Origin of the sequence: Anaerostipes sp. AF04-45 (genome assembly GCF_003461725.1) — a bacterium.
Taxonomy (GTDB): Bacteria; Bacillota; Clostridia; order Lachnospirales; family Lachnospiraceae; genus Anaerostipes; species Anaerostipes caccae.
This window is the reverse complement of the sequence record NZ_QTXQ01000014.1, coordinates 22,598-44,518: the sequence shown is the minus strand read 5'-3', so window position 1 is coordinate 44,518 and position 21,921 is coordinate 22,598. Positions and strand designations below refer to the sequence as shown.

Below are 21,921 nucleotides of genomic sequence, written 5' to 3'. Positions count from 1 at the left end.
TTTCCTATTATTACATAAACTTTCCCGAAAATCCACTGGAAAATTGCCGTCTGCCTCGTTTACATGCCCTATATTTTATGCTACACTTTTTCTAAATCTAAAAAGGAAAACCTTCTATAATTAATGGTTTTTGAATAAACTGAGGGAAATAATATGAATCAAAAAGTTTTAAATACATTAGAATATGACAAAGTCATCGAAAGGCTGAAAGCCTATGCCACCACAGAGCTTGGGAAAGCCGCCTGTGAAAAATTAGAGCCGATGACAGATGAACCGGAAATTTCCCTGGCTCAGGAACAGACACAGGATGCCCTGACCAGACTTTATAAACAGGGAAGTATTTCATTTTTTGGAGTCCAGGATCTGGGAGCTTCTCTGAAACGCCTGAAAATGAAAGGGACTTTAAGTGCCGGAGAACTTCTGGAGATTGCGGGTCTTTTGGAGGCCGTAAAAAACGCACTGGCCTATGGGGCGCAGCGGGATGATATGGCGGATGCTGATTCTCTGGATTCTGTATTTGAGTCCCTGGTGCCAATGGACGGTCTGTTAAAGGATATCAGACACTGTATTATTTCACCGGAAGAGATCAGTGACGATGCTTCCTCCGCCTTAAAAGACATCCGGAGAAATATGAAACTGACCAATCAGAAGATCCACAGCCAGCTCACGGCTATGGTCAGTTCTTCTTCCAACAAAGACATGCTCCAGGATGCCCTTGTGACCATGAGAAACGGACGCTATTGTATTCCGGTCAAACAGGAGTACCGCGGACAGTTTAAAGGTATGATCCATGACCAGTCTTCCAGCGGTTCTACTCTGTTTATCGAACCGATGGCGGTGGTGACTCTGAACAACCAGTTAAAAGAACTGGAGGGGCAGGAGCAGACAGAGATCGAGCGCATTTTAGCCCTTTTAAGTGAGCAGGCTTCCTACGACATGGACAGTCTGGCACAGAACCAAAAGCTTTTGGTACAGCTGGATTTTATTTTTGCGAAGGCAAAATATGCAAAAGACTATAACGGCAGCAAACCGATTTTTAGAGAAGACGGTGTGATTAATATCAAGCAGGGACGCCACCCGCTTCTGGACCCTAAAAAAGTAGTTCCGATCAACGTCTCTCTCGGCGATGCGTTTTCCATGCTGGTCATTACCGGGCCCAACACAGGAGGTAAGACCGTTTCCTTAAAAACCGTAGGCTTATTTACACTGATGGGGCAGGCAGGACTTCACATTCCTGCATTCCAGGGTTCCAGTCTGGGAATTTATGAAGAGGTTTTTGCGGATATCGGAGATGAACAGAGTATTGAACAGAACCTGAGTACCTTCTCCTCCCACATGACGAATATTGTCTCCATCATTCAGAATGCACACCGGGACTCTCTGGTGCTGCTGGATGAGCTGTGCGGCGGAACCGATCCGGTGGAAGGCGCGGCTCTGGCTATTTCAATTTTGACAGACCTCCATGACCGTGGTGTAAAAACGATGGCGACGACTCATTACAGCGAGTTGAAAATGTTTGCGCTCTCAACGAACGGAGTCGAAAATGCTTCCTGTGAATTCGATGTGGAGACATTATCCCCGACCTACCGGCTGATGATCGGCATTCCCGGAAAAAGTAATGCATTTGCGATTTCACGGAAACTGGGACTCGATAACCATATTATTGAGCATGCATCGGATCAGATTGACGAATCAGTCAAAGATTTTGAGACCATACTGGCTGATCTGGAAAAGAGCAAGCAGACGATCGAGCAGGAACAGGAAGAAATCTTTGAATACCGGAAAGAAATCGAAACCTTGAGAAAGAGTCTGAAAGAACGTCAGGAAAATATAAAAGAAAAACGGGAAAAACTTCTCCGCGAGGCCCGTGAGGAAGCCTACCGGATTATTTCTGAGGCAAAGGAAACCGCCGATGAGACGATCAAGGAATATAACAAGTTAAAGAAGCAGTCCGGCAAAGATGCCAACAGAAAAATGGAACATATGCGAAGCGATCTGCGCGGCAAGATGTCCGGCCTGGAAAAGGATATGGCATACCGTTCTAAAAACAGGGCGTCCAAAAAACATGAACCGGGAGATTTTCAGATTGGAGATGAGGTTTATGTGACCAGTCTTTCCCTAAGCGGCACGGTCCAGACACTTCCCAACTCTAAGGGAGACCTGTATGTACAAATGGGCATGATGCGTTCCAAGATCAATGTCAAAGACCTGGAGATCACCAAGAGTGTGAAGCAGGTAAAACGGGAAAATGCAAGAAATGAGGCCAGAAACAGCGGACGGACTGCCATCAATAAGTCTTCCAGTATCCGTCCCGAAATCAACGTCCTTGGTATGACCGTGGATGAAGCCGTCTCCCATCTGGATAAGTTCATTGATGATGCGTGTCTGGCAAACCTAGGACAGATCACTGTGATTCACGGCAAAGGAACCGGTGCTTTGAGAAAAGGCGTACACAATTATTTGAAGACTTTAAAAAAACAAAAACGGATTTCCGGCTACCGGGACGGGGAGTTCGGCGAAGGAGATATGGGTGTGACCGTGGTGATTCTTTAATTGCCTGTCACATTAAAGCAGCAGGGACAGCAGATGTTCCTGCTGCTTTTGAGAATACCGTAATTTGGGTAGGATGCAGTGATCTGTGCCAGAGTCTTATTGTTCTGTACCTGCTTCATGATCTGATACTTTACAAGATCGTATACTTCAAATAATTTCCTGGTATCTTCTGCATTTCCATAAACCTTCCAGTAGCCTGAAAACAGACAGCCGCGTCCCTGATGCCGGATGAATCCTTCCACATCGCACAGAGGGTATCCAAGAATCAACCCAAGTTCATGGGGAAAACCCCTTTCTCCATTCTTATACTGCCGGAAATTTTTACACAGAACTGAGAAAGTATCACTCAGCCGAACGGAATTATATCCGCAGCTTTTCATAAACTCCTGATGTTCTCTTATCATCAGATAATGTTCAAGTTCATTTTCCCTGTAAAGCAGCCAGACACACCTTTTTACTCCGTCATATATGAGTCTTCTTTGTATACCAGTGCCTGTTAACGCCTGAATAAAAACCGTTGTGTCTTCTCTGCCCAGAGTAACCGAATTTGAAGGCTTTACTCCCGCAAGCACCTGTGCACAGTGCGCTGCAATCCTCATCTGCACATTGTTTTTATAATTTATCTGGTTCCATTCTGATCGGCAGTTCATCCGGCTGCTCCTTCCATCGGTTATATTTCTATACTTTAGGATGACCGCTTCAGAACCTTTCTATGTAAAATTTTATTTATAGAGAATCTCTCTATTGTTTTTAGAAAAATGAAATCATTAATTTTCGCATATATACTCAGCAAAATTCCTCATAGCCTCTGTCTCTGTGGTACCTGCAAGTTTTGCGAGGACTACTGATATCGTCTGCGGCGGATCCAGCGGAAGTACTTTCACCTTGTCTGCCTGAAATATACGGAAATTGCTTTTTGCAAGGAGACTCACTCCTTCCCCCACCGCCACTCCGCTGATGATCGATTCCACTCTTCCGGTCCGTATAATTTCCGGCATAATTCCTGCCTCGTTCAGCAGCTGGATACAGAGCTGATATACAGATGTATAAGAGTTCATGAAAATAAACCGCTCTCCGGCAAGATCCGAAAGCCTGACAAAAGGACCCCCTGCAAGTCTGTGGTTTTCAGGCAGGATTGCCACAAGTTCATCCTCTGTAAATGGGTAGGATACACACCCTAATTTTGAAAACAAATTTTCCCGTGCAATAATATAATCATATTTTTTTTGGCGCAGGCCTACCAAAAGTTCAGCCTCTTCTGCCTCTTCAAAAGAAAAGTCAATCTGCGGGTATGTCTCCGTAAAACTTTTTAATCTGGCTGTCAGGTCATATTGTGTTAAGATTGGCAGTGTCCCGATGCAAAGTTTCTGCTTCTTGTTCTTTCGATAAGGTTCTAGCTTAGAAAGCATCCCCGCATAACATTCGGTGAGACGAAGTGCTTCCTGATAAAATACAGATCCTGCCTCAGTGAGTGAAGCCTTTCTTCTGCTGCGGTCAAACAATGTAATATCCAGTTCTCTCTCCAGCTTCATAATCTTTTTGGACAGTGTGGATTGGGAAATGTTTCTGCATTCTGCCGCTTCTAAAAAGGTTTCATTCTCTACTACGGCAATCACATCATTCAGTTGTTCAAACGTCATAGCCTCCTCCTATTCATTCTGTTTTGGAATCAATTATACTGCAAATCGAATTGATTCACTACCCTCACCTTGCTAAGATAGTCCCAAAAGTACCTCATTTCACATAAAATTCATCGAATTAAAAGAAGGAGAAAGTTCTATGTCTGTTAAAGTTACCGATTTGCGAAGTGCTATTGAACGACTGAAAGAAATGCCGGGACAACTGCTGGAAACCCATGTGCCCGCAGAACCTATGGCAGAGCTCTCCGGCATCTACCGTCATGTAGGCGCCGGAGGAACCGTCATTCGGCCCACGAAGGAAGGACCTGCTATGCTGTTTCACAAAATAAAAGGACATCCTGATGCAAAAGCTCTCATCGGCCTTTTGGCAAGCCGGAAACGGGCAGCGGCTCTGTTAGACTGCCCGCCTGAACAGCTTGGCTGGAAACTGTCTGAATGCGCTGAAAATCCCATTCAGCCTGTTAGCATCAATGGAAAAGGGAAATGTCAGGAAGTGGTTCACAAGGCTGGGTCCGCTGATTTTGACCTAAGAAAACTCGTTCCGGCACCTACCAACACACCCGAAGATGCCGGGCCTTATATTACTCTTGGTATGTGCTATGCCTCACATCCTGACACAGGCCAAAGCGATGTGACCATTCATCGCCTCTGCATCCAGGGAAAGGACGAACTTTCCATTTTCTTTACACCCGGAGCCCGGCATATCGGTGCCATGGCAGAACGGGCAGAAGAACTGGGACAAAAACTTCCGATCTCCATAAGCATCGGCGTCGATCCTGCCATTGAGATCGGTTCCTGTTTCGAACCTCCGACCACACCTCTGGGATACGATGAACTGTCTATTGCCGGAGCTCTCCGCGGCGAACCGGTGGAATTGTGCCAATGCCTTACCGTGAATGAACGTGCCATAGCAAATGCAGAGTATGTAATTGAAGGGGAAGTGATTCCCGGCATCCGGGTTCAGGAAGACCAGAACAGCCATACAGGGTATGCAATGCCTGAATTTCCGGGATATACCGGCCCGGCCAGTGATCAGTGCCGGCTGATCAAAGTTAAGGCTGTCACTCACCGTAAAAACCCTATTTTGCAGACATGCATCGGTCCCAGCGAAGAACATGTGTCTATGGCGGGAATCCCCACAGAGGCAAGTATCATCGGCATGATCGAAAAAGCAATGCCGGGCCGTCTGCAGAATGTATACTGTGCTTCAGCCGGAGGCGGTAAATATATGGCTGTACTGCAGTTCTGTAAAAAAGCACACAGTGATGAAGGGCGTCAGAGACAGGCGGCTCTTCTGGCATTTTCTGCATTCAGTGAGCTGAAACACATTTTCCTTGTGGATGAAGATGTTGACTGCTTTGATATGAATGACGTGCTGTGGGCAATGAATACACGTTTTCAGGGAGATACCGATATTATCACAATTCCCGGTGTCCGCTGCCATCCGCTGGATCCTTCCAACGACCCTGATTTTTCAGCAAGTATCCACGATCACGGCATCGCCTGCAAGACCATTTTCGACTGTACGGTTCCTTTTCACTTAAAGCACCGCTTCAGACGCGCACAGTTTTTAGATTTAAACCCGGAACCATGGTTAAAAGGCTGCAGTGAACACGAGGTATAACACATGAAACAGAAACGATTATTAGTGGGAATCAGCGGAGCATCCGGCATGCCGATTGCTGTGGAATTACTGCGTGCTTTAAAAGTTTCCCAAACAGAAGTCCATCTCATCTGTACAGACAGTGCCGTAAAAACTCTTTCTCTGGAAACAGACAATCCGATAAATGAAATTCAAAGTCTCGCAGATGCCGTCTATGACAGCCATAATATCGGCGCGGCTCCTGCCAGCGGAAGCTTTCCCATGGACGGCATGGCTGTGGTACCGTGCAGTATGAAGACTCTGGCAGGCATTCACAGCGGATACAGCGACAATCTGCTGCTGCGGGCTGCAGATGTAACCTTAAAAGAACGCAGGAAACTTGTTCTCGTCACCAGAGAATGCCCTCTAAGTAATATCCACCTCAGAAATATGTATGAGGTTTCTCAGGCAGGTGCTGTCATTCTGCCGCCTGTTTTAAGCTACTACAATCGTCCACAGTCTGTTGAAGAAATGACAAGGCATATCGTCGGGAAAATTTTAGATCAGTTTGAAATAGAATTTAATGAGTTTCGGCGCTGGGAAGGATGATAAAATGCAGGAACAAATCTCCTTAAAAACTGAGCTATTTGGTCATGAACTCCGTGTCAATGCAGCCCGTTTGGATGAAGGCATTCAGGTAACGATTGCAGGAGGAAGCCATTCTCATATTGGCTCCGTAAGCTTTGTCGGGTATAATGGAACTATTGAAACAATCCAGCTGCCGGGACACAAAGATGCCCACATCAGCACACACTGGGCCAAAGTCTTATGGAATCATTTCAAAGAGCCAGTCTGTGTTCAATGCGGTGTTCATTTTGACAATTTAAGCCATTCTCAGATTAAATATGTTACCGCCTCCTGTAACCGAATGCTGGATACTTTACTGAAGAGTTTGAACTGACCAAAGTTATCTGCAGTATTAGACACCATCAATTCATACTGGAACTGCTATGGGAAAGGGTGTTAGTCCTTTCCCATAAGCCTCCTGTTATCCATCTCAACTAATTCCCTGCCTGTCTGCACATCGGTAATCAGCCCGTCCACAATCTTATGTTTCAGCGCTGAATATATACTTGTCACTTTCTCGGTTCCTTCTGTTACGGCAATCACTTCGGGTATTCTTTTTATCTCATCAATATTTAAAGACATGAGCTGTCTGTTCCATTTACAGTCGATCAGTTTCCCATCTCTATCAAAATAATTATAAGAAATATCCCCGATCAGCTGCCTGCTGATATCATTTTTTTCCCGGTTAATCCCATGGAGATAGGACTCTGTCAGCTCGAAATACTGCGGCGAACTGCCAAGTCCTACTATGGCCAGATCCGCATTCCTTGCTTTTTCCATGACACTTTTAATAAAATGCTGTTTCAAAAGTATTTCTTTTGCCTCATGAGAATCCAGAACAATCGGCGCATGCAGCTGGAGGCTGTTTCCCCCACTGTTTTTTGCCATCCTCTCACAAACTACATTGGCCTGGATCTCCCACCGTTCTTCTCCCAGACCGCCGGACATGGGCACAAAAGTCACATGGTCAAACGGCACGCCGGAAGAAAAATTTTCAGCGATCTGGCGTGTAGTATTTCCCGCGGTCATTGCCACATATTTCACGGAAGACAGCTTTCTTGCCAGATATTTTGCTGCTGCCGCTCCCACTGTTTTTACCGGAATTTCACTGTTTTCCACGCTGACGCATACGGCTTCTTTGATCTGAAAACGCTTCTTCAGCTCCTCCTCCAGTTTCCTGTACGGATGAAACTCTTCATCATGAATGATGATCTCAACGATCCCGATCTTCCTAGCCTTTGAAAGCAGTTTAGAGACCAGCGACCGGCTCATATTAAACTTCTTTGCAATCCTCTGCTGTGTCCATTCCTCCTCATAATAAAGCCGTGTGATCTCAGCGAGCATCCTGACTTCCTCTTCATCTGCCATCGTTCTCCCTCCCACAAAAGATGTATTCCCTCTTCCTAATCGATTATAGCAGATTTCAAACCTCCTATCTCGTCAGATCCACTTGATATGCATCCAGCAGCAGCTTTTCCGCCTCCGCATTCCAGCATCCGTTATGTGCTGCACAGGATTCTTCAAGCCTTTTAAACAACGGGTTTGTCTTACCCAGTTCTGCAAAGTCTTCAATGGCAGTCAATGGCAGATCGATCTGTGTATAGATCATCTTCTTGCCTCCCGGAATTTCAGGTACGTGAAGGGTCGTCTCAATAGCACTCTCAAGTCCGCCGATATGTGTCACCATGACTGTGGGACGGATTTTTTTTTGTTCCATCAGCTTGAGGGCATCGTGCAGGTCCTCATTTGTACTGCCGGTAAAACCGACCAGATGGGTATATAAATAATGCACATTGTACATGTTGATCCTCGCGGACAGCTGCTGATCCACAGGGCCCGCGAAGAAATTCATACAGCCGTCTTTTCCAAGCACCTGGTCCGCCTGTTCGATCAATGATTCAATAGGAGCATATACGAAGACATCATCATAACCTTTGCCTCCATTGATTTCTCTTAACTTTTGAACTACATCTGCATATTTCCCTGCGTTTAAAAATACAAGTTCTTTCTGGTTTCCCGATGCCAAATCAAACATTTTTTTCGCCCTGAAAAGTCTTTCCTCCGATACGTCCACAGCGACGATCTTTGAAGGGCCGTTTTCCAGCTGAAGGGCATAGTCGATACATTCCAGGCCCATCGGTCCGCAGGCGCCGAAGATCACAAGGCTCCCTCCCGGTTTTACTCCCATCCTGTGTTCGTGGTCTTCCTCCGATGTGTGGTACATCCTGCGGTACCCTGCGATAATGCAGGCTGTGGGCTCAGACAGGGAAGCCTCAAAGAAAGAATCTCCCTCAAACGGTATCAGGCATCCGTGTTCCATCACCTCTGCTGGTAGAATACAGTATGTACAGTCTCCCCCATAGGTTTCATAATAGTAACCTGCTGTTTTCAGCCGGCCATCCTGAGTCACGGCAGGCAGGACCGTAAATTTCTGTCCGTTTCTGTACTCCCCTTTCCATTTCTCTCCCACCTCTATGATCACTCCCGACATCTCATGGCCGATGACCGACGGGTGTTCAGAGAGATCCGGCCTGGCCCGTTTATGGGAGACCCCCTGTTTTGCCAGCTTATAAGTAGACATACACACGCTGTCGGAAATAATCTTTACCAGTATTTCGTCTTCTTTCAGCGGCGGCAGTTCAAAAGTATCCAGCCTTAAATCATCTTTTCCGTAAAGTCTGATTGCTCGTGTTTGCATAGTTTGCACCTCTTTCTTAAGTTTCAGGTTTATCCTTAAATTCACCCCCATCATAAGGACCTTATCTGCTCTTCGTCAATCAAAAGTGAAGACTTGGAACATTTGTTACAGAACCGTACAATTTTATGTATTCATTTCAATACAATCGTAAATTATGTTCCAAAACATTGAGAATAATTGACTTCCCTTTGTGCCCGGGATAGTATCAGCATATGTTAAGAGTTCACGTGAAACCACTTACTGATTTTTCTCATATCAAGGAGGTGCAAACCGCTTTATGCTTACTTATGTTCTTGGATTTTTAATGGTAACCATGGCAGCTCAGGCAGCCCTTGGCTGGTTCCAGATCAAACGCATGTATCAGTCTATGGAAGATCTGAAAAGGAGTTACCGCCACACCCCGTATATTTTGGCCATTGGCTCTGCCAAATCCGGTCTTACCTTCCGGCCGGGCGTGATCGTGATCGTTGTGGTCAATGATTCGGATGAGATTGTTGATTACTACGAGATGAAAGGCCGCACCGTATTTTCCAAATTCGTTCAAAAGAATGATTACATTGGCTGCTCTGTGAATACCGCCGGAACTTTCATGAAACGGAAGAATGAAAAGGCCGCCTTTGCATCAGCCTTGGAACAAATTGCCGGAAAACGAAAAACTGCTGTCTGTCCATGTTAAGGAGGATGAACTTATGAATGTATTTGTAAAACTAGCCGAAGGATTTACCGGCATCGTGTCTGCCGGAGGTGAAAACCTAATGGGCCTGATCACCGGAATCCTTCCGAACCTGCTGATTCTGCTCACGTGTATCAACGCCATCATTACACTGGTAGGAGAAGACCGGGTCATGAATTTCTCTAAGAAACTGACCCGTTTCCGCCTGCTCCGCTACACTCTGCTGCCTGTGATTTCTCTGTTTTTCCTGACCAACCCTATGTGCTATACCATGGGACGGTTTGTGGAAGAAGACCAGAAGCCCGCCTTCATCGACGCCTGCTTCTCCTTCGCCCATCCGATCACCGGACTGTTTCCTCACGGAAATGCGGGAGAGCTGTTTGTCTGGACCGGTATCGCCGCCGGTGTCACAAAACTCGGTTATTCCACGATACCTCTGGCTATCCGTTATCTGCTGGCCGGTGTCATCGTTATCTTTATCAGGGGAAATGCCACAGAATTCCTTACCAAAAAAATCATGGCGAAGAATAGAGGAGGTGCTGCAAAATGAAACCAGCCGTAACCATCACAAAAGGCTCCAGCGGATGGGGCGGACCGCTGACGGTCTGTGAAACTGAAACAAGAAAAGTTGTCGCTTCTGTCACCGGGGGATCGATCCATCCGTTAGCTGAGAAAATAGCAGATCTCCTTGGAGTTCCAGTCGTAGATGCCTTTAATAATAAAGTAGAACCCGACACGATCATTATTGCAGTTGTAGACTGCGGAGGAACTCTGCGATGCGGTGTTTATCCGAAAATGGGAGTCAAGACCATCGACATTCACCCTATTTCTCCCTCAGGCCCTTTGAGCAAATACATAAAAGAAGACAATTTTGTCTCAGGCTGTACACTGGATTGTATTTCTCTGAACGGGGAAGCAGTGTCTTTGGAGAATGAAGAGGCTGAAAAACCGGCTTCTGAAATTCCTGTGCCTCAGGCCCCAGAGCCGAGCGGTCCGGAAGGCAATAAGTTCTTTAGCTTCATTACAGGCATGGGCCGGGGAATCGGAAGTATCGTCAACGTATTTTATCAGGCCGGCCGGGATACCCTGGATATCGTTCTGAAAAATATCCTCCCATTCATGATCTTTGTCAGCATCATGGTGGGGATCATCAACTATACCGGAATCGGAGATCTTCTTGCCAATACCATCAAACCTCTTGCAGGAAGCCTCCCCGGACTTCTGGGATTATCCGTATTTTGTGCAATCCCATTCCTGTCACCGGTCTTAGGACCTGGCGCAGTCATCGCACAGGTCGTCGGTGTTCTTCTCGGTGTGGAAATCGGAAAGGGAACAATCCCGATTGCCTATTCCCTTCCCGCACTTTTTGCCATCAACTCTCAGGTTGGATGTGATTTCGTGCCTGTCGCACTGACTCTTGCCGAAGCAGAGGATGAGACCGTAAGTGCTGGTGTTCCTGCCATGCTCTTTACAAGGCTTGTGACCGGACCGGCCGCTGTGCTGGTTGCATACCTTCTAAGCTTTGGACTTTACAGCTAAGATACAAAAAAACATTCAAACTGCGTCCTAACAGTTTGAATGTTTTTTCTTTTATGATATTGTTTTTGACTTCCACTCCTTCATGAGACTCTGAAATTCCGGATTTCTCTGAAGAAATCCAAACTCCTTATTGCCAGGATCAAGGAACTCACTTAACAGCTTTGGAAGTATCGTCTCACCAAAATTTTCACTGCTTTTCTTATCCGTCATGTGCCTGTACAAAGGAGACCTGTCTAATTCCCATGGCTCAAGGACTGCCGGGATCATCTCTTTTAATATTTCCACACAACGACCGGTATCTTGTCTGGCAAGCGCAAGCTGAAGCGGCGCCGAGTAAGAACCAAATCTCCATAAGCCAAATAATCCGGCTGTCTGCCTTGATATTTCCGCAATCTCTTCCGCATCAGTATCCCGGCCTTCTTCAAGTGCTATAATCATAGAATCCAGCAAAGCAGACTGGATCTCATTTAATTTCGTCATAAGCTTCCTCTCCAGTATGTTTGCCGCTTCCTTCCACTGCTTTTGTTTCATATACAGCCTCACCTGCATCTGCCTTTTATCCATCATAGACCCGGCTTCTTCCGGCAGCTGCTTAAGAAGTTCTTCCGCCTTTTCATATTCCTTTCTGTCAATGTATTTAAGGATCAGCAGGGAATTAGCTCTGTCTCTAATCTGCTCATCCGTGCTCTTCGCTGCCCGTTCGTATAGTTTTTCAATTTCGCCCTTAAATGCGGGATGTTCTTCTTTGGCATACATACCCAAAATCCCTTTCAGCGTTACGGCAATATTCAGGACCAATAAATGACAGGAAGGATATTCGTGCACCTTATCCATTCCCATTCTAAATGCATGTTCTGCCCCATTTTCAGCAGCATCCACAGCCAGTTTATTTAAAAAATCCCCGATCTCCTCACGTGTTGGCTCATTTTTAAAAGAAAGCAGTGTGTTTAAATCCGTATCTAATACACGGGCCAGCGCAGGCAGCAGCGTAATGTCCGGATAAGACGCGGCCTTCTCCCACTTGTTGACCGCAGGCGCAGAGACCCCCAGTAAAGATGCCAGCTGTTCTTGTGTAAAACCTTTTTTTATCCTCAATTCACGTATCATTTCATTTATTTTCATAGATGCCGCCTCCCTTCCTGTTTAAATTGTATCAGCCCTCTTTTCTTCCGACAATTGAAAGATTCTTTCTTTTATGATTCATAAAATTAACTGTTGGTTATTTTTCTAAAACCAAAGAGAGAAGGCCCAAAAGGCCTTCTCATGACAATATTTCTTTAATTTGTGCGATTGAGTTTCCCTGTTTTTTAAGCTCCTGGATCAGAGAAATTCTCTCTATACTTTCCTCCCGCTTGTATCTTCGGGTTAAATTTTCTTCTTCCTGTTCAAATGGAAGGATCTCCTCCTCCGTGTAATATTTTAATGTGCTGTAACGGCAGCCGGTCAAACGGACTAATTCCCCAACTGTCACATACTCGGATGAAAGGATCTTTTCCATACTCCTCTGCCTGGACATGCAATCACCTAATAATACACCGGAACCAGGCTGGCGCCCTGGATCGGAATATGATAGGCTGCTTTTGTCATAGGGAAGATGCGGTAATAGCTGTTGTCAATGCGCAGCAGTGTCTCCCGTCCGTTTTTAACTTCCTCCGCATAATGTCCCCGTTCGGATAAATAACAAAGCACTTCTTTTCTTCTGTCTGCTACCGTAGTACCGAGAACCACAAAATCAATAAAGATCGCGCTTCTTCTCTCTAAAAATGGGAACATGAGATTGACTCCCTCAAGGTACGGATTTTGAAACAGATTCTTTTTTGCCTTTAAAAAGCTTGTGCTGAAATTACTTAACACACTGTGAAATTCTGCTTCAAACAGCCTTCTGAAGCAATCATTTTGGGATGAGATATCTCCAATCTTTTGTTTCACCAATATCTGCTCTGAAGAGGAAAACACCTCAGACATCAGACAGGATTCCCGGAACATCCACAGCAGACAGACACTCTCTAAAGACGGTTCCCCTTCCTCCAAAATCTCGGCTCGTATACTTTCCACTACTTTTCTGTACTCTGTCTGGCTGGTCCGATACTCCGTAATCTTCACCCCGGCAGTCTCATAGTTCATATCACAGGCAATCAGCGCCGGAACTTCTTCCAATGCCCCTTCCTGTTTTAAAGTTAAAACTGTTTCCTTCTCTATCTCTTTTAATTCTTTTTTCCCAAGTTTTTTAACCTGTTGTATGAGTTTCGTTAAACCTTCCTTAAAGACAATCGGTTCTCCGCTTTGTATCTCAGCCAGCAAAGGCTCCAAAGCCGTGAGGGCAGCAATCCCCCGGAGCACAGCGCTCTTTGCCTGCGTATAGTGATTCGCCTCCAGTGTGTCCAAACCTGCCAATGCAGCCTTTTGCGGCAATCCATAATCCCTCATAAGTAACAGCCCCTTTCCCGTATACTTACTACTTATTACTTACTACTTACGATTTAATTATAACACAAAGTTTCATAAAGTAAATGAATATGTTCTGAAAAACAAAAAAACTGCCTGTAAAAACAGACAGTTTTCATAATAATATAAAAGCGGGTGATGGGAATCGAACCCACGTGATCAGCTTGGAAGGCTGGAGTTCTACCATTGAACTACACCCGCATCTTTCAGACAAGTGATAGTATAGCAAAACTAAATCTAAAATGCAAGAACTTTTTCAAACTTTTTTGAAATAACTTCTCACTGCAGCTTTCACAAAGAAAGCTGTCCCCAGGCTCGCAGCAGATACAAAAAGAAACAATACCGGCACTGAGACTCCGGCCTCTAAGATCTGTCCAAACAAAAATTGTCCGGGAGGGATCGCTGCCGTGGCTGCTGCCGTAGAAAATGCACTGGTCTTTCCAAGCATAATTCCGGGAACCGCCTGCTGCATATAAGTCAGTGATATGACATTGGAGAGTCCAAGGGAAAGCATAACAAGAAATCCCCCCGCCGTAAAAGCCATTAGGTTCAGGAAAGCTGCCTCTGAAAGGATACCTGAAAGGCACATGAAAAGAAAAGCTGCCGGCATCAGATAAAGTATCCTGTGGATTCCGCCCATTGAAAAAAATCCCGGATAAGCGCTGATCAGCATGCCTCCCGTGATCATTCCCAGGACAATGATCCCTTCTGCGGTGCCGTAAACTTCCGAGGACATTCCAAGGACATTTTTTATATAATGAGGCGCCGCCACAGAAAAAACCGGAACAATAAAAAGATTTGACAGACCGTAGGAGATGATCATCTTTAATACCACGAGCCTTGACTTCTTTAAATATAAAAAACCTTCGTACATTTCTCTTACACTGCCTGCCAGTGACACCTTCTTTCCGGTGTTTCCTGTTTCTTCCGGCAAATGCAGAAAACCTTCCATCAGTGCCGATACAAAGAAGCTGATGCCGTTTAAAATAACAATCCAGCGGATGCCCAGGAGTCCGTAAATCATCCCGGCTGCGACAGGCCCTGCGAAATTTGCGGCTGAACCGATCTGCTGAATGATCCCATTAGCCCTGTAAAGCTGCCTGTCCGGCACCGCCAGAGGAACAGAAGCCGTAACCGCGGGACCATATACAGTGCTCGCGCAGGATAGAAGAATCATGATCACTGTAATGATAACCGACCGGTCATTTCCGGAAAATAAAACAGCCGCATAACATGTGATCACGACTCCGCTGAAAATGTCACAACCGATCATAACTTTCTTTTTTGAAAACGAATCTGTTATTTTACCGGCGGCAGGTGCAAGCAGTACATACGGCAGCATGGACACTGCAAGAACTGCGGCAAATAGTCCGGGACTTCCTGTAAGGTCCAAAAGATAAAGGGACATGCCGAACCTCTGCACCGCGCTTCCAAGCAGTGAGATCAGCTGTCCCGCTGCAATGATCGCAAAGTTCTTTTTTATCCGCTGTGTGCTCATTCTAAGTCGTACTCCGTACAGACAGGGTAAGTTCCGTCCTCACTCATGCGCAGCTTTGCACGGATTCCATAGAGAGTCTTTAAATGCTCCTCTGTGATGACATCCGCCGGAGCCCCTTCAAATACCGCACGCCCATCTTTCATCCCAATGATATGGTCTGCAAATCTGGACGCATGGTTGATCTCATGAATTACCATCACGATCGTTGTATCGTTTTTACGGTTCAGCTCCTTCAAAAGCGTTAAAATCTCCAGCTGATGAGACATATCAAGATAAGTAGTCGGTTCATCCAGCACAAGGATCCCGGTCTCCTGTGCAAGTGCCATAGCGATAAACGCCCTCTGACGCTGGCCGCCGGACAAAGATTCTGCCGGCCTGTCCTGGAATTCACAAATTCCTGTGGCATCCATGGCCCAGCGTATAACCTGATGATCATGTTCAGAAAGTCCGCCCATGGGCTTCTGATAGGGAAACCTTCCGTAGGCCACCAGCTCTTTTACCAGCAGTCCCTCCGGTACATGCGGGCTTTGGGGCAGTACAGCCATCTGCTTTGCCGTTTCTTTTGGCGCCATCTCCCTAAGCTTTGCACCGTTGATCAGGATCTCTCCCCTCTTTGGCCTGAGTATCCCCGCCGCTGTTTTGATCATAGTGGATTTTCCGCATCCGTTTGCCCCCACTACAATGGTAATCTTTCCTCCCGGGATATTCAGGTTCAGTTTTGGAATCACAACCGTGTTTTCATATGCAGCGGTGATATCCCGAAGCTGAATTGTTTGTTCTTTCATTTTCTATCCTTACCTTTCTTTCATCAGCAAATACAGGAAATAGGGTACCCCGATCAGCGAGATCATAATGCCTGCGGGTATTTCCAGAGGCGAAAACAGGTTCCTTGCGAGTGTATCCGCGCCGAGCACTAAAATGCCGCTCAGACAGGCGGCAGCCGGTATCTGCCGCCTGTGTACAGGTCCTGCAAGACGTTTTGCCAGATGAGGACCTATAAGGCCCGCAAATGCAATATTTCCGGCCACCGATGTGGCACAGGCGGCCAGACAGACTGCAAGCACGAGGAAAATCTTCCTCTCCCGGTTTACGCGCACTCCCAGCCCTGCGGCCAGTTCATCTCCCAGATCCATGACATCCAGTGTTCTGTTTTTATAAAACACGATCCCGATCAGCACTGTGATGGCCGGTGCTGTTATGGCTGCGTAGGTCCAGCTGCTGCCCCAGAGACTTCCTCCGATCCATGACAGGGCCTGATTATAGTCTCCTTTGGACATATTCAGCTGATATAGCGTGATCAGAGCAGTAATGCCCGTATTTACGCCGATTCCGGCTAAGATCAGCCTTGCGGGCTTTAACCTTCCCTTTTCTCCGGCAAGAGCATAAATACAGAGAAAGCTTGCAAAAGCCCCTGCCGCTGCCGCCAGCGGCATCAGCAGAACAGTTCCCAGACCCAATGCCGTATAATAGCTGGCACTCTGTACAGAAATCAAAAGGACCACCGCTAGGGCGGCCCCCGCATTAATGCCGATAATACCCGGTTCTGCCAGTTCATTTTTTGTGATACTCTGTAAAATACAGCCGGACACAGCCAGCGCCGCGCCGACAAGCACTGCCGTCACTGCCCTCGGGAGCCTCAGATCAAAGACAGCAATCTTCTGCATCCCATCTCCCTTCCCGAGAAGCGTCTTTAAAACTTCCCCTGCGGTCATCGAATAGCTTCCATACATCAGTGCCCCGACAAAAACAGCGGCCAGCAAAAGGACGAGCAGAATGAACGCCGTCCGTCTTCTTTTTCTCATTGGTTTTTCTCCTTTCGGATCATCCACAGAAAGACCGGTACTCCTAGGACAGAAGTGATCAGACCCACCGGCGTTTCATACGGCTGGTTCACCAGTCTCGCGGCAAGGTCTGCCCACACCATCAGGACACTTCCTCCCAGAAAGCAAAGCGGCAAAAGCTTCCTGTAATCATTGTCCGCCAGCTTTCTTGTCATGTGCGGGATGATCAGCCCCACAAACGCAATATTGCCTGCGCCCGCCACACAGACCGCACAGACCGGTATCAGCAAAAGTATGGAAATCAGCCTGATCCTGGCCGGCCGGACGCCAAGTCCTGTGGCCGCCTCGTCTCCCAGGCTTAAAATATTTATGCTCCCCGCCAGCGACAAAGACAGGATCAAAGCCATGATTCCTGCCGGAATCAGCATGCCCACGTGCCCCCATGAAATCGCCCTGAATCCTCCGGAAACCCAAAAGGCCAGCTCCTGGGAACGGTTTCCCAGGATGCCGATCAGAGACGACAGAGAAAGAAAAAAAGTCCCCAGTGCGGTCCCCGCCAGCAGAAGCCTTGAAATGCTTAGATTCGCCGTTCTGACACAGAACCCCAGCACCAGGATGCCCCCGAGAAAAGCCCCGAGGAGCGCAGATACCGTTATGCTGAAAAGACCGGAGACCGCGGGCAGAACGCTTGCCGCGGCTACGGCCAGTGAGGCCCCCTGTGTCATTCCCATGATCGATGGCTCTGCCAGCGGATTCCTGATCACTCCCTGCATGACGGCCCCGGAAAGTGCCAGCATCCCTCCAGTGAGTGCCGCTGCAATCGTCCTTGGAAGCCTCACTTCTCTGATCAGCTTAACATCCAGTGAGGCTCCTCCCTCTGTAAGAGCTGAGACGACCGTATCAAACGGCAGCTTTTTCGCTCCCAGAGAAACAGCCAGAAACATCCCCGTAAACAGGAGAACCGTGAAGACTGTGAGAAAAACAGCAGTCTTCTTAGTCATTCATTTTCTCCATCAGGCCATTCATTTCATCCAGGAATGCGAGCCGTCCAATAGAACTGTATCCCTGATTAAAGTATGGGCTGGCCGGCAGTTCCGCCACGTGCCCCTGTTTTACGGCAGGAAGCTGTTTCCATACTGAATTTTTCTTTAAAGCAGCCATGTCATCCTTCGTGCCTACCGCAAGGATATAGTCTGCCTCAATAGAAGCCAGGCCTTCATAAGATACAACCGGGAGACTGATATCCTTTTGCTTCGGCAGTCCTTTCGGTCTTTTAAGCCCCATATCATCATACAGAATACTTCCGATTCCGGCTTTGTCATAGACAAAGATCTGTCCTCCGCTGGCAAGGATGGAAAGATAGGTTTTGTCGTCTCCCATAACCTTTTTAATTTCTCTCCCTTTTTCCGCTGCTTTTTTCTCATACTGATCAAGCCATTTCTTTGCCGCATCTTCTTTGTGCATGATTTTTGCGACTGCTTTCACGTCTTCTTTCCAGTCTGTCTGAGCAAGTTTCAGCATGACCGTTGGCGCAGCTTTCGATAACTGTTGATACATCTTTTCCTGAACAGAGGAAATAATAATCAGATCAGGTTTCAATGCCAGAATTTTTTCAACATCCATTTTATCCTGCATACTGTAGCCAAGGATCTCAGCATTCTTTAATGTCTTTTCCAGATAAGCGGGATACTTTGTATAATCATAGGCATCTGAATTGGCAGTTCCGATCACGGAATAGCCGAGAATAGAGAGGATGTCGCTGTTGCCGCTGATGTCAACGATCCTTTTAGGATCAGCAGGTATTTCCACCTTCCCCTTTGCGTCTGTTACCGTAACTGTCTTTTCCTTCTTTTCAGCCTGTTTCTCATTCTTCCCTGAGCATCCGGCCAGCAGCGCTGTCATAATGGCCAGAATAAATATGACCGTGATCATTTTTGATTTTTGAATTCCCATTGTACTTCTGTCCTTTCTTCCTGTATACTACCTTTAGTTAGTTTTGTCTAACAACCTCGCAACGTATTGTACCTGAGCCCATGACGCTTTTCAATAAAACAGAATTTGTTCATCCCTTTGCATAAATTCTGCACCATGTATGATAAATAATGAAAGGAGCCTATTCTATGATAGTTACATCCAGTAAAGCTTTCCGGGAGGAAGTGCTCAGACAGCTCCATTTTCAGCCTTCTGACAGGGGCCACTGTACATTGTTCCGAGATCTGTCCGCTCCCGAAAATGGTTATTTTCTGTTTTATTCCCGTCCTGGTTATTATGAGCTGGGAATCGCAGATTATACAGTCCCAAAGGATTTTCAGATCCGGTTCGACAACCCTGAAGCTATGATCAGATTCGGAATTGTGTATGAAGGCCGCACAAAGTTCCAGCTTAAAAATCAGCAGGTTTCCTCCTTTACTCCTTCATCTTTTTTTGTTGCTGAAAAGAACTTGAAGGGAAAGCAGATCTGGCACAGAGGACAGCATTTTCACGGGACAGAGATCACGCTCCACGAAGCCTACCTTAGCCAGGTTATCTCTGAATCCTTTCCCGAAGCGCTGTGTATGGAAGATTTTAAGATGAATCATACGTATCATTACCTGCCTCTTCCAGTCATTTCCGTCATTCATCAGCTGAACAGCCTGTCTGCTTCCGGCCGTCTGACGCCCTTGTATTTAGAGAGCAAAATTCTGGAATGTACTGCGCTTTTATCAGAAGAAATCAAGAAGCCAAAAGACAATGTATTTGCACATCAAATAGATTATGGGACGATACAGATTGGTGCAGGCCGGACTTGCCGTCTTACTGCCTCTGACATTCAGTCTATTCAGAAAGCCCACGATATCCTGACCGAACAGGCAGTTCATCCACCTACTATTGAAAAATTAAGCAGGATGGTCTTTTTAAATCAGCAGAAACTGAAGGCCGGTTTTGCAAAACAGTATCACATGGGCATCGGAGAATACACCACCAGCCTGCGAATGGCCATGGGCGCCAGTCTTCTCTCCTCCACAGACCTTTCCGTGAGTGATATTGCAAAAAAGACAGGATATAGGTACAGCGGAAATTTTTCTAAAATGTTTAAAAAATATTATGGAGTCAGTCCTCTGGAATACCGCAGGCACCATTAGATCTTGAATTCCTAATGATTTATATCTATAATATTTCTGAAAAGGGAATTATCATCATTTGTTACACAAAAGAAAAGGAGGATTTTTATGATTAACGCTTATAAAGCATTCTGGAAACGTTATTTTGATTTTAAAGGAAGAACATCCCGCGGAAACTACTGGTGGGCGGTGTTAGCACAGTTTATCGCTACATTTTTGGTTGGATTCATAGCCGGGATGCTGGATATCTCTGCTCTTCAGACATTGTGGTCTCTGATCATTTTAATTCCCGGTATTGCGATGTGTGTACGTCGTCTTCACGATATAGACCGCCCCGGATGGTGGATCATACTCATGTATGTCCCATTAATTTTAACCATGGCGAGCATTACTATGACGACAGCCTCTTTGCTGCTGAACACAGACAGTACTGCTGCCGGTGGATTCGGTCTTCTAACCATGGTATTGGGAATTATCACTTTGATCGCAGCTGTTTACTTCCTTATTCTGTTTATAAGAAAAGGTACAGAAGGAACGAACCGCTATGGTATGCCGGATAATGACTAAGGGTTCTTGCTAGCTCAAGCAACTTACAGCGATGGTGTTTTCCTTTCATACATATTTATCTTATTTCAAAAACCAGGAGACAGCGAGGGCAATCGCTGTCTCCTTTTTAACATCTGTTTTTCTGTGGAGAAAAACTATCAGGTGTTACCGTATGTTCTTAAAATGTGATAATATTTCGGAATTTATCCCCTTTTATCGCTGATTCCAAAGCGTCTTTTATGTTTTCTGCCGGATATACCCCGCTGATAAATGGCTTCAGGTCAATAACACCTGAGGATACCATCTGAGATGCCCTCATAAAATCCCTGTCGTTAGAATTTGCTGTGCCGAGGATCTGCACAGATTTTCCATGCACCCAGTTAGGGTCAAACGGAACCGGTTCTGCCGGATGGATCGAGCTGTAAAGTACGATTTTTCCTGCATTGCTCACACACTTAAATGTATCTTCTACCACTGCCGGTATCGGTGTCGTGTCAAAGATCACCTGTGCTTTGATGCCGCCGGTCAGTTCTTTCACCTTCTGTTCCAAATTTTCTTTTGCCGGATTAATCACGGCTTTTGCTCCAAGGGATCCTGCCATCTCGAGTCTTTCTTCATTTACATCAGATACAATGACCTTGGCTCCCCTTTTTGTACAGACAGCTGTGTGCAGCAGCCCCATAATACCGCAGCCGATAACCAGAACTGTGTCTCCCAGGCTTACCTGGGCAGTCTCTACACTGTGCACCACACAGGATACCGGCTCAATGATACACGCTTCTTCCGGGGAAACGCCGCTGTACTTAAACATGCAGTCTGGAGAAACCAAAAGATATTCACTGAACCCGCCCATTCCTCTGTACGGAAGGCCCGGGAGATGTGCACTGTGGTCAAAATGTTCACAGCTTTGTTCATTACCGCTCTTACAGTAAAAACAATTACGGCACGGAAGTGTGACTCCCACTACTACTTTATCTCCAACACTCCACTCATTTTTATTTACTTCATTCCCCATCTCTTCGATGTGTCCTGCTATTTCATGTCCTCCTATAAAAGGAAATTCAACTTTATTGACTCCTGTATAAACTCTCTGCTCCCATGTGCAGATTGCCGCCGCGTCCACTTTGATCAAGACTTTATTTCCTGATGCCGAAGGCCTATCATACTCTTCAAGTCCCACTTGCTTTATATCCGTAAATACGGCTGTTTTCATTTTGCTGTTCACAATCATTCCTCCT

Annotated in this window: 22 protein-coding genes and 1 tRNA gene; 9 read left to right on the top strand and 14 right to left on the bottom strand. The window is 46.2% G+C overall.

Translation table 11 applies throughout. The annotated features are described in order from the left end of the window. Positions 1 to 153: 153 nt before the first annotated feature. Positions 154 to 2,553 (top strand): endonuclease MutS2, encoded by a 2,400-nt coding sequence (locus DWV34_RS15550; RefSeq protein ID WP_009291062.1) that lies wholly within the window; start codon positions 154 to 156, stop codon positions 2,551 to 2,553. Here the strand turns inward: DWV34_RS15550 and DWV34_RS15545 are convergent. Together DWV34_RS15545 and DWV34_RS15540 are read right to left on the bottom strand one after the other, a co-directional pair. Beyond that, positions 2,550 to 3,203, bottom strand: coding sequence for a DUF3793 family protein (locus tag DWV34_RS15545; protein WP_009291061.1), 654 nt, complete (start codon positions 3,201 to 3,203; stop codon positions 2,550 to 2,552). The genes DWV34_RS15550 and DWV34_RS15545 overlap by 4 nt on opposite strands. 117 nt (positions 3,204 to 3,320) lie before the next feature. After that, complete coding sequence (locus DWV34_RS15540; RefSeq protein ID WP_009291060.1) at positions 3,321 to 4,193, bottom strand: LysR family transcriptional regulator; 873 nt, start codon at positions 4,191 to 4,193, stop codon at positions 3,321 to 3,323. Between the two features lie 139 nt (positions 4,194 to 4,332). Here DWV34_RS15540 and DWV34_RS15535 point away from each other — a divergent pair, with 139 nt between their 5' ends. The 3 genes from DWV34_RS15535 to DWV34_RS15525 are packed head-to-tail and all read left to right on the top strand — an operon-like array spanning position 4,333 to position 6,736. Continuing rightward, positions 4,333 to 5,817 carry a UbiD family decarboxylase gene (locus DWV34_RS15535; RefSeq protein WP_009291059.1) on the top strand — a complete coding sequence of 495 codons (1,485 nt, stop codon included), beginning with the start codon at positions 4,333 to 4,335 and terminating at the stop codon, positions 5,815 to 5,817. A 3-nt stretch (positions 5,818 to 5,820) separates the two neighbouring features. After that, positions 5,821 to 6,384 carry a UbiX family flavin prenyltransferase gene (locus tag DWV34_RS15530; RefSeq protein WP_009291058.1) on the top strand — a complete coding sequence of 188 codons (564 nt, stop codon included), beginning with the start codon at positions 5,821 to 5,823 and terminating at the stop codon, positions 6,382 to 6,384. A gap of 4 nt (positions 6,385 to 6,388) precedes the next feature. Next, the gene (locus DWV34_RS15525; RefSeq protein WP_009291057.1) at positions 6,389 to 6,736 is read left to right on the top strand and encodes a prenylated flavin chaperone LpdD; all 348 of its coding nucleotides are present in this window, start codon (positions 6,389 to 6,391) and stop codon (positions 6,734 to 6,736) included. Between the two features lie 62 nt (positions 6,737 to 6,798). Here the strand turns inward: DWV34_RS15525 and DWV34_RS15520 are convergent, their stop codons facing one another. Beyond that, positions 6,799 to 7,770, bottom strand: coding sequence for a sugar-binding transcriptional regulator (locus tag DWV34_RS15520; RefSeq protein WP_118476612.1), 972 nt, complete (start codon positions 7,768 to 7,770; stop codon positions 6,799 to 6,801). 64 nt (positions 7,771 to 7,834) lie between these two features. Further along, on the bottom strand, positions 7,835 to 9,100 hold the full coding sequence (locus tag DWV34_RS15515; protein WP_022260695.1) for a zinc-binding dehydrogenase: 1,266 nt from the start codon (positions 9,098 to 9,100) through the stop codon (positions 7,835 to 7,837). Between the two features lie 277 nt (positions 9,101 to 9,377). Here DWV34_RS15515 and DWV34_RS15510 point away from each other — a divergent pair, with 277 nt between their 5' ends. From DWV34_RS15510 to srlE, 3 genes are read left to right on the top strand one after another with little or no spacing between them, the layout of a single operon-like run. Then, positions 9,378 to 9,776 (top strand): transcriptional regulator GutM, encoded by a 399-nt coding sequence (locus DWV34_RS15510; protein ID WP_009291053.1) that lies wholly within the window; start codon positions 9,378 to 9,380, stop codon positions 9,774 to 9,776. Positions 9,777 to 9,789: 13 nt separating this feature from the next. After that, complete coding sequence (srlA, locus tag DWV34_RS15505; RefSeq protein WP_009291052.1) at positions 9,790 to 10,323, top strand: PTS glucitol/sorbitol transporter subunit IIC; 534 nt, start codon at positions 9,790 to 9,792, stop codon at positions 10,321 to 10,323. Beyond that, the gene (gene srlE / locus DWV34_RS15500; RefSeq protein ID WP_009291051.1) at positions 10,320 to 11,312 is read left to right on the top strand and encodes a PTS glucitol/sorbitol transporter subunit IIB; all 993 of its coding nucleotides are present in this window, start codon (positions 10,320 to 10,322) and stop codon (positions 11,310 to 11,312) included. The genes srlA and srlE overlap by 4 nt, the downstream gene beginning before the upstream one ends. A gap of 51 nt (positions 11,313 to 11,363) precedes the next feature. Here srlE and DWV34_RS15495 read toward each other — a convergent pair whose 3' ends face one another. From DWV34_RS15495 to DWV34_RS15455, 9 genes are all read right to left on the bottom strand, one after another. Continuing rightward, complete coding sequence (locus DWV34_RS15495; protein WP_118476611.1) at positions 11,364 to 12,434, bottom strand: helix-turn-helix domain-containing protein; 1,071 nt, start codon at positions 12,432 to 12,434, stop codon at positions 11,364 to 11,366. 139 nt (positions 12,435 to 12,573) lie between these two features. After that, the gene (locus tag DWV34_RS15490) at positions 12,574 to 12,810 is read right to left on the bottom strand and encodes a helix-turn-helix domain-containing protein (RefSeq protein WP_009291049.1); all 237 of its coding nucleotides are present in this window, start codon (positions 12,808 to 12,810) and stop codon (positions 12,574 to 12,576) included. Positions 12,811 to 12,836: 26 nt separating this feature from the next. Next, positions 12,837 to 13,739 (bottom strand): hypothetical protein, encoded by a 903-nt coding sequence (locus tag DWV34_RS15485; protein WP_009291048.1) that lies wholly within the window; start codon positions 13,737 to 13,739, stop codon positions 12,837 to 12,839. Positions 13,740 to 13,887: 148 nt separating this feature from the next. Beyond that, positions 13,888 to 13,958 (bottom strand) — tRNA-Gly (locus tag DWV34_RS15480). 55 nt (positions 13,959 to 14,013) lie between these two features. Beyond that, complete coding sequence (locus DWV34_RS15475; protein WP_118476610.1) at positions 14,014 to 15,255, bottom strand: MFS transporter; 1,242 nt, start codon at positions 15,253 to 15,255, stop codon at positions 14,014 to 14,016. Next, entirely contained in the window at positions 15,252 to 16,040 is a 789-nt protein-coding gene (locus tag DWV34_RS15470) for an ABC transporter ATP-binding protein (protein WP_009291045.1), read from the bottom strand. The genes DWV34_RS15475 and DWV34_RS15470 overlap by 4 nt, the downstream gene beginning before the upstream one ends. Positions 16,041 to 16,049: 9 nt before the next feature. Beyond that, on the bottom strand, positions 16,050 to 17,057 hold the full coding sequence (locus tag DWV34_RS15465) for a FecCD family ABC transporter permease (protein WP_009291044.1): 1,008 nt from the start codon (positions 17,055 to 17,057) through the stop codon (positions 16,050 to 16,052). Then, a complete protein-coding gene (locus tag DWV34_RS15460; RefSeq protein WP_009291043.1) occupies positions 17,054 to 18,037 on the bottom strand; it encodes a FecCD family ABC transporter permease in 984 nt (327 codons plus the stop codon). The genes DWV34_RS15465 and DWV34_RS15460 overlap by 4 nt, the downstream gene beginning before the upstream one ends. Continuing rightward, positions 18,030 to 18,989, bottom strand: a complete 960-nt coding sequence (locus tag DWV34_RS15455; RefSeq protein ID WP_009291042.1) for an ABC transporter substrate-binding protein — start codon at positions 18,987 to 18,989, stop codon at positions 18,030 to 18,032. Before DWV34_RS15455 ends, DWV34_RS15460 begins: the two co-directional genes overlap by 8 nt. A 167-nt stretch (positions 18,990 to 19,156) precedes the next feature. Here DWV34_RS15455 and DWV34_RS15450 point away from each other — a divergent pair, with 167 nt between their 5' ends. Both DWV34_RS15450 and DWV34_RS15445 read left to right on the top strand, forming a co-directional pair. Further along, entirely contained in the window at positions 19,157 to 20,158 is a 1,002-nt protein-coding gene (locus DWV34_RS15450; protein ID WP_009291041.1) for a helix-turn-helix transcriptional regulator, read from the top strand. An 87-nt stretch (positions 20,159 to 20,245) separates the two neighbouring features. Next, positions 20,246 to 20,704 (top strand): DUF805 domain-containing protein, encoded by a 459-nt coding sequence (locus DWV34_RS15445; protein WP_009291040.1) that lies wholly within the window; start codon positions 20,246 to 20,248, stop codon positions 20,702 to 20,704. Between the two features lie 157 nt (positions 20,705 to 20,861). Here DWV34_RS15445 and DWV34_RS15440 read toward each other — a convergent pair whose 3' ends face one another. Continuing rightward, positions 20,862 to 21,914: a zinc-dependent alcohol dehydrogenase gene (locus DWV34_RS15440; RefSeq protein WP_009291039.1), complete on the bottom strand. Its 1,053-nt coding sequence runs from the start codon at positions 21,912 to 21,914 to the stop codon at positions 20,862 to 20,864. Positions 21,915 to 21,921 lie beyond the last annotated feature (7 nt).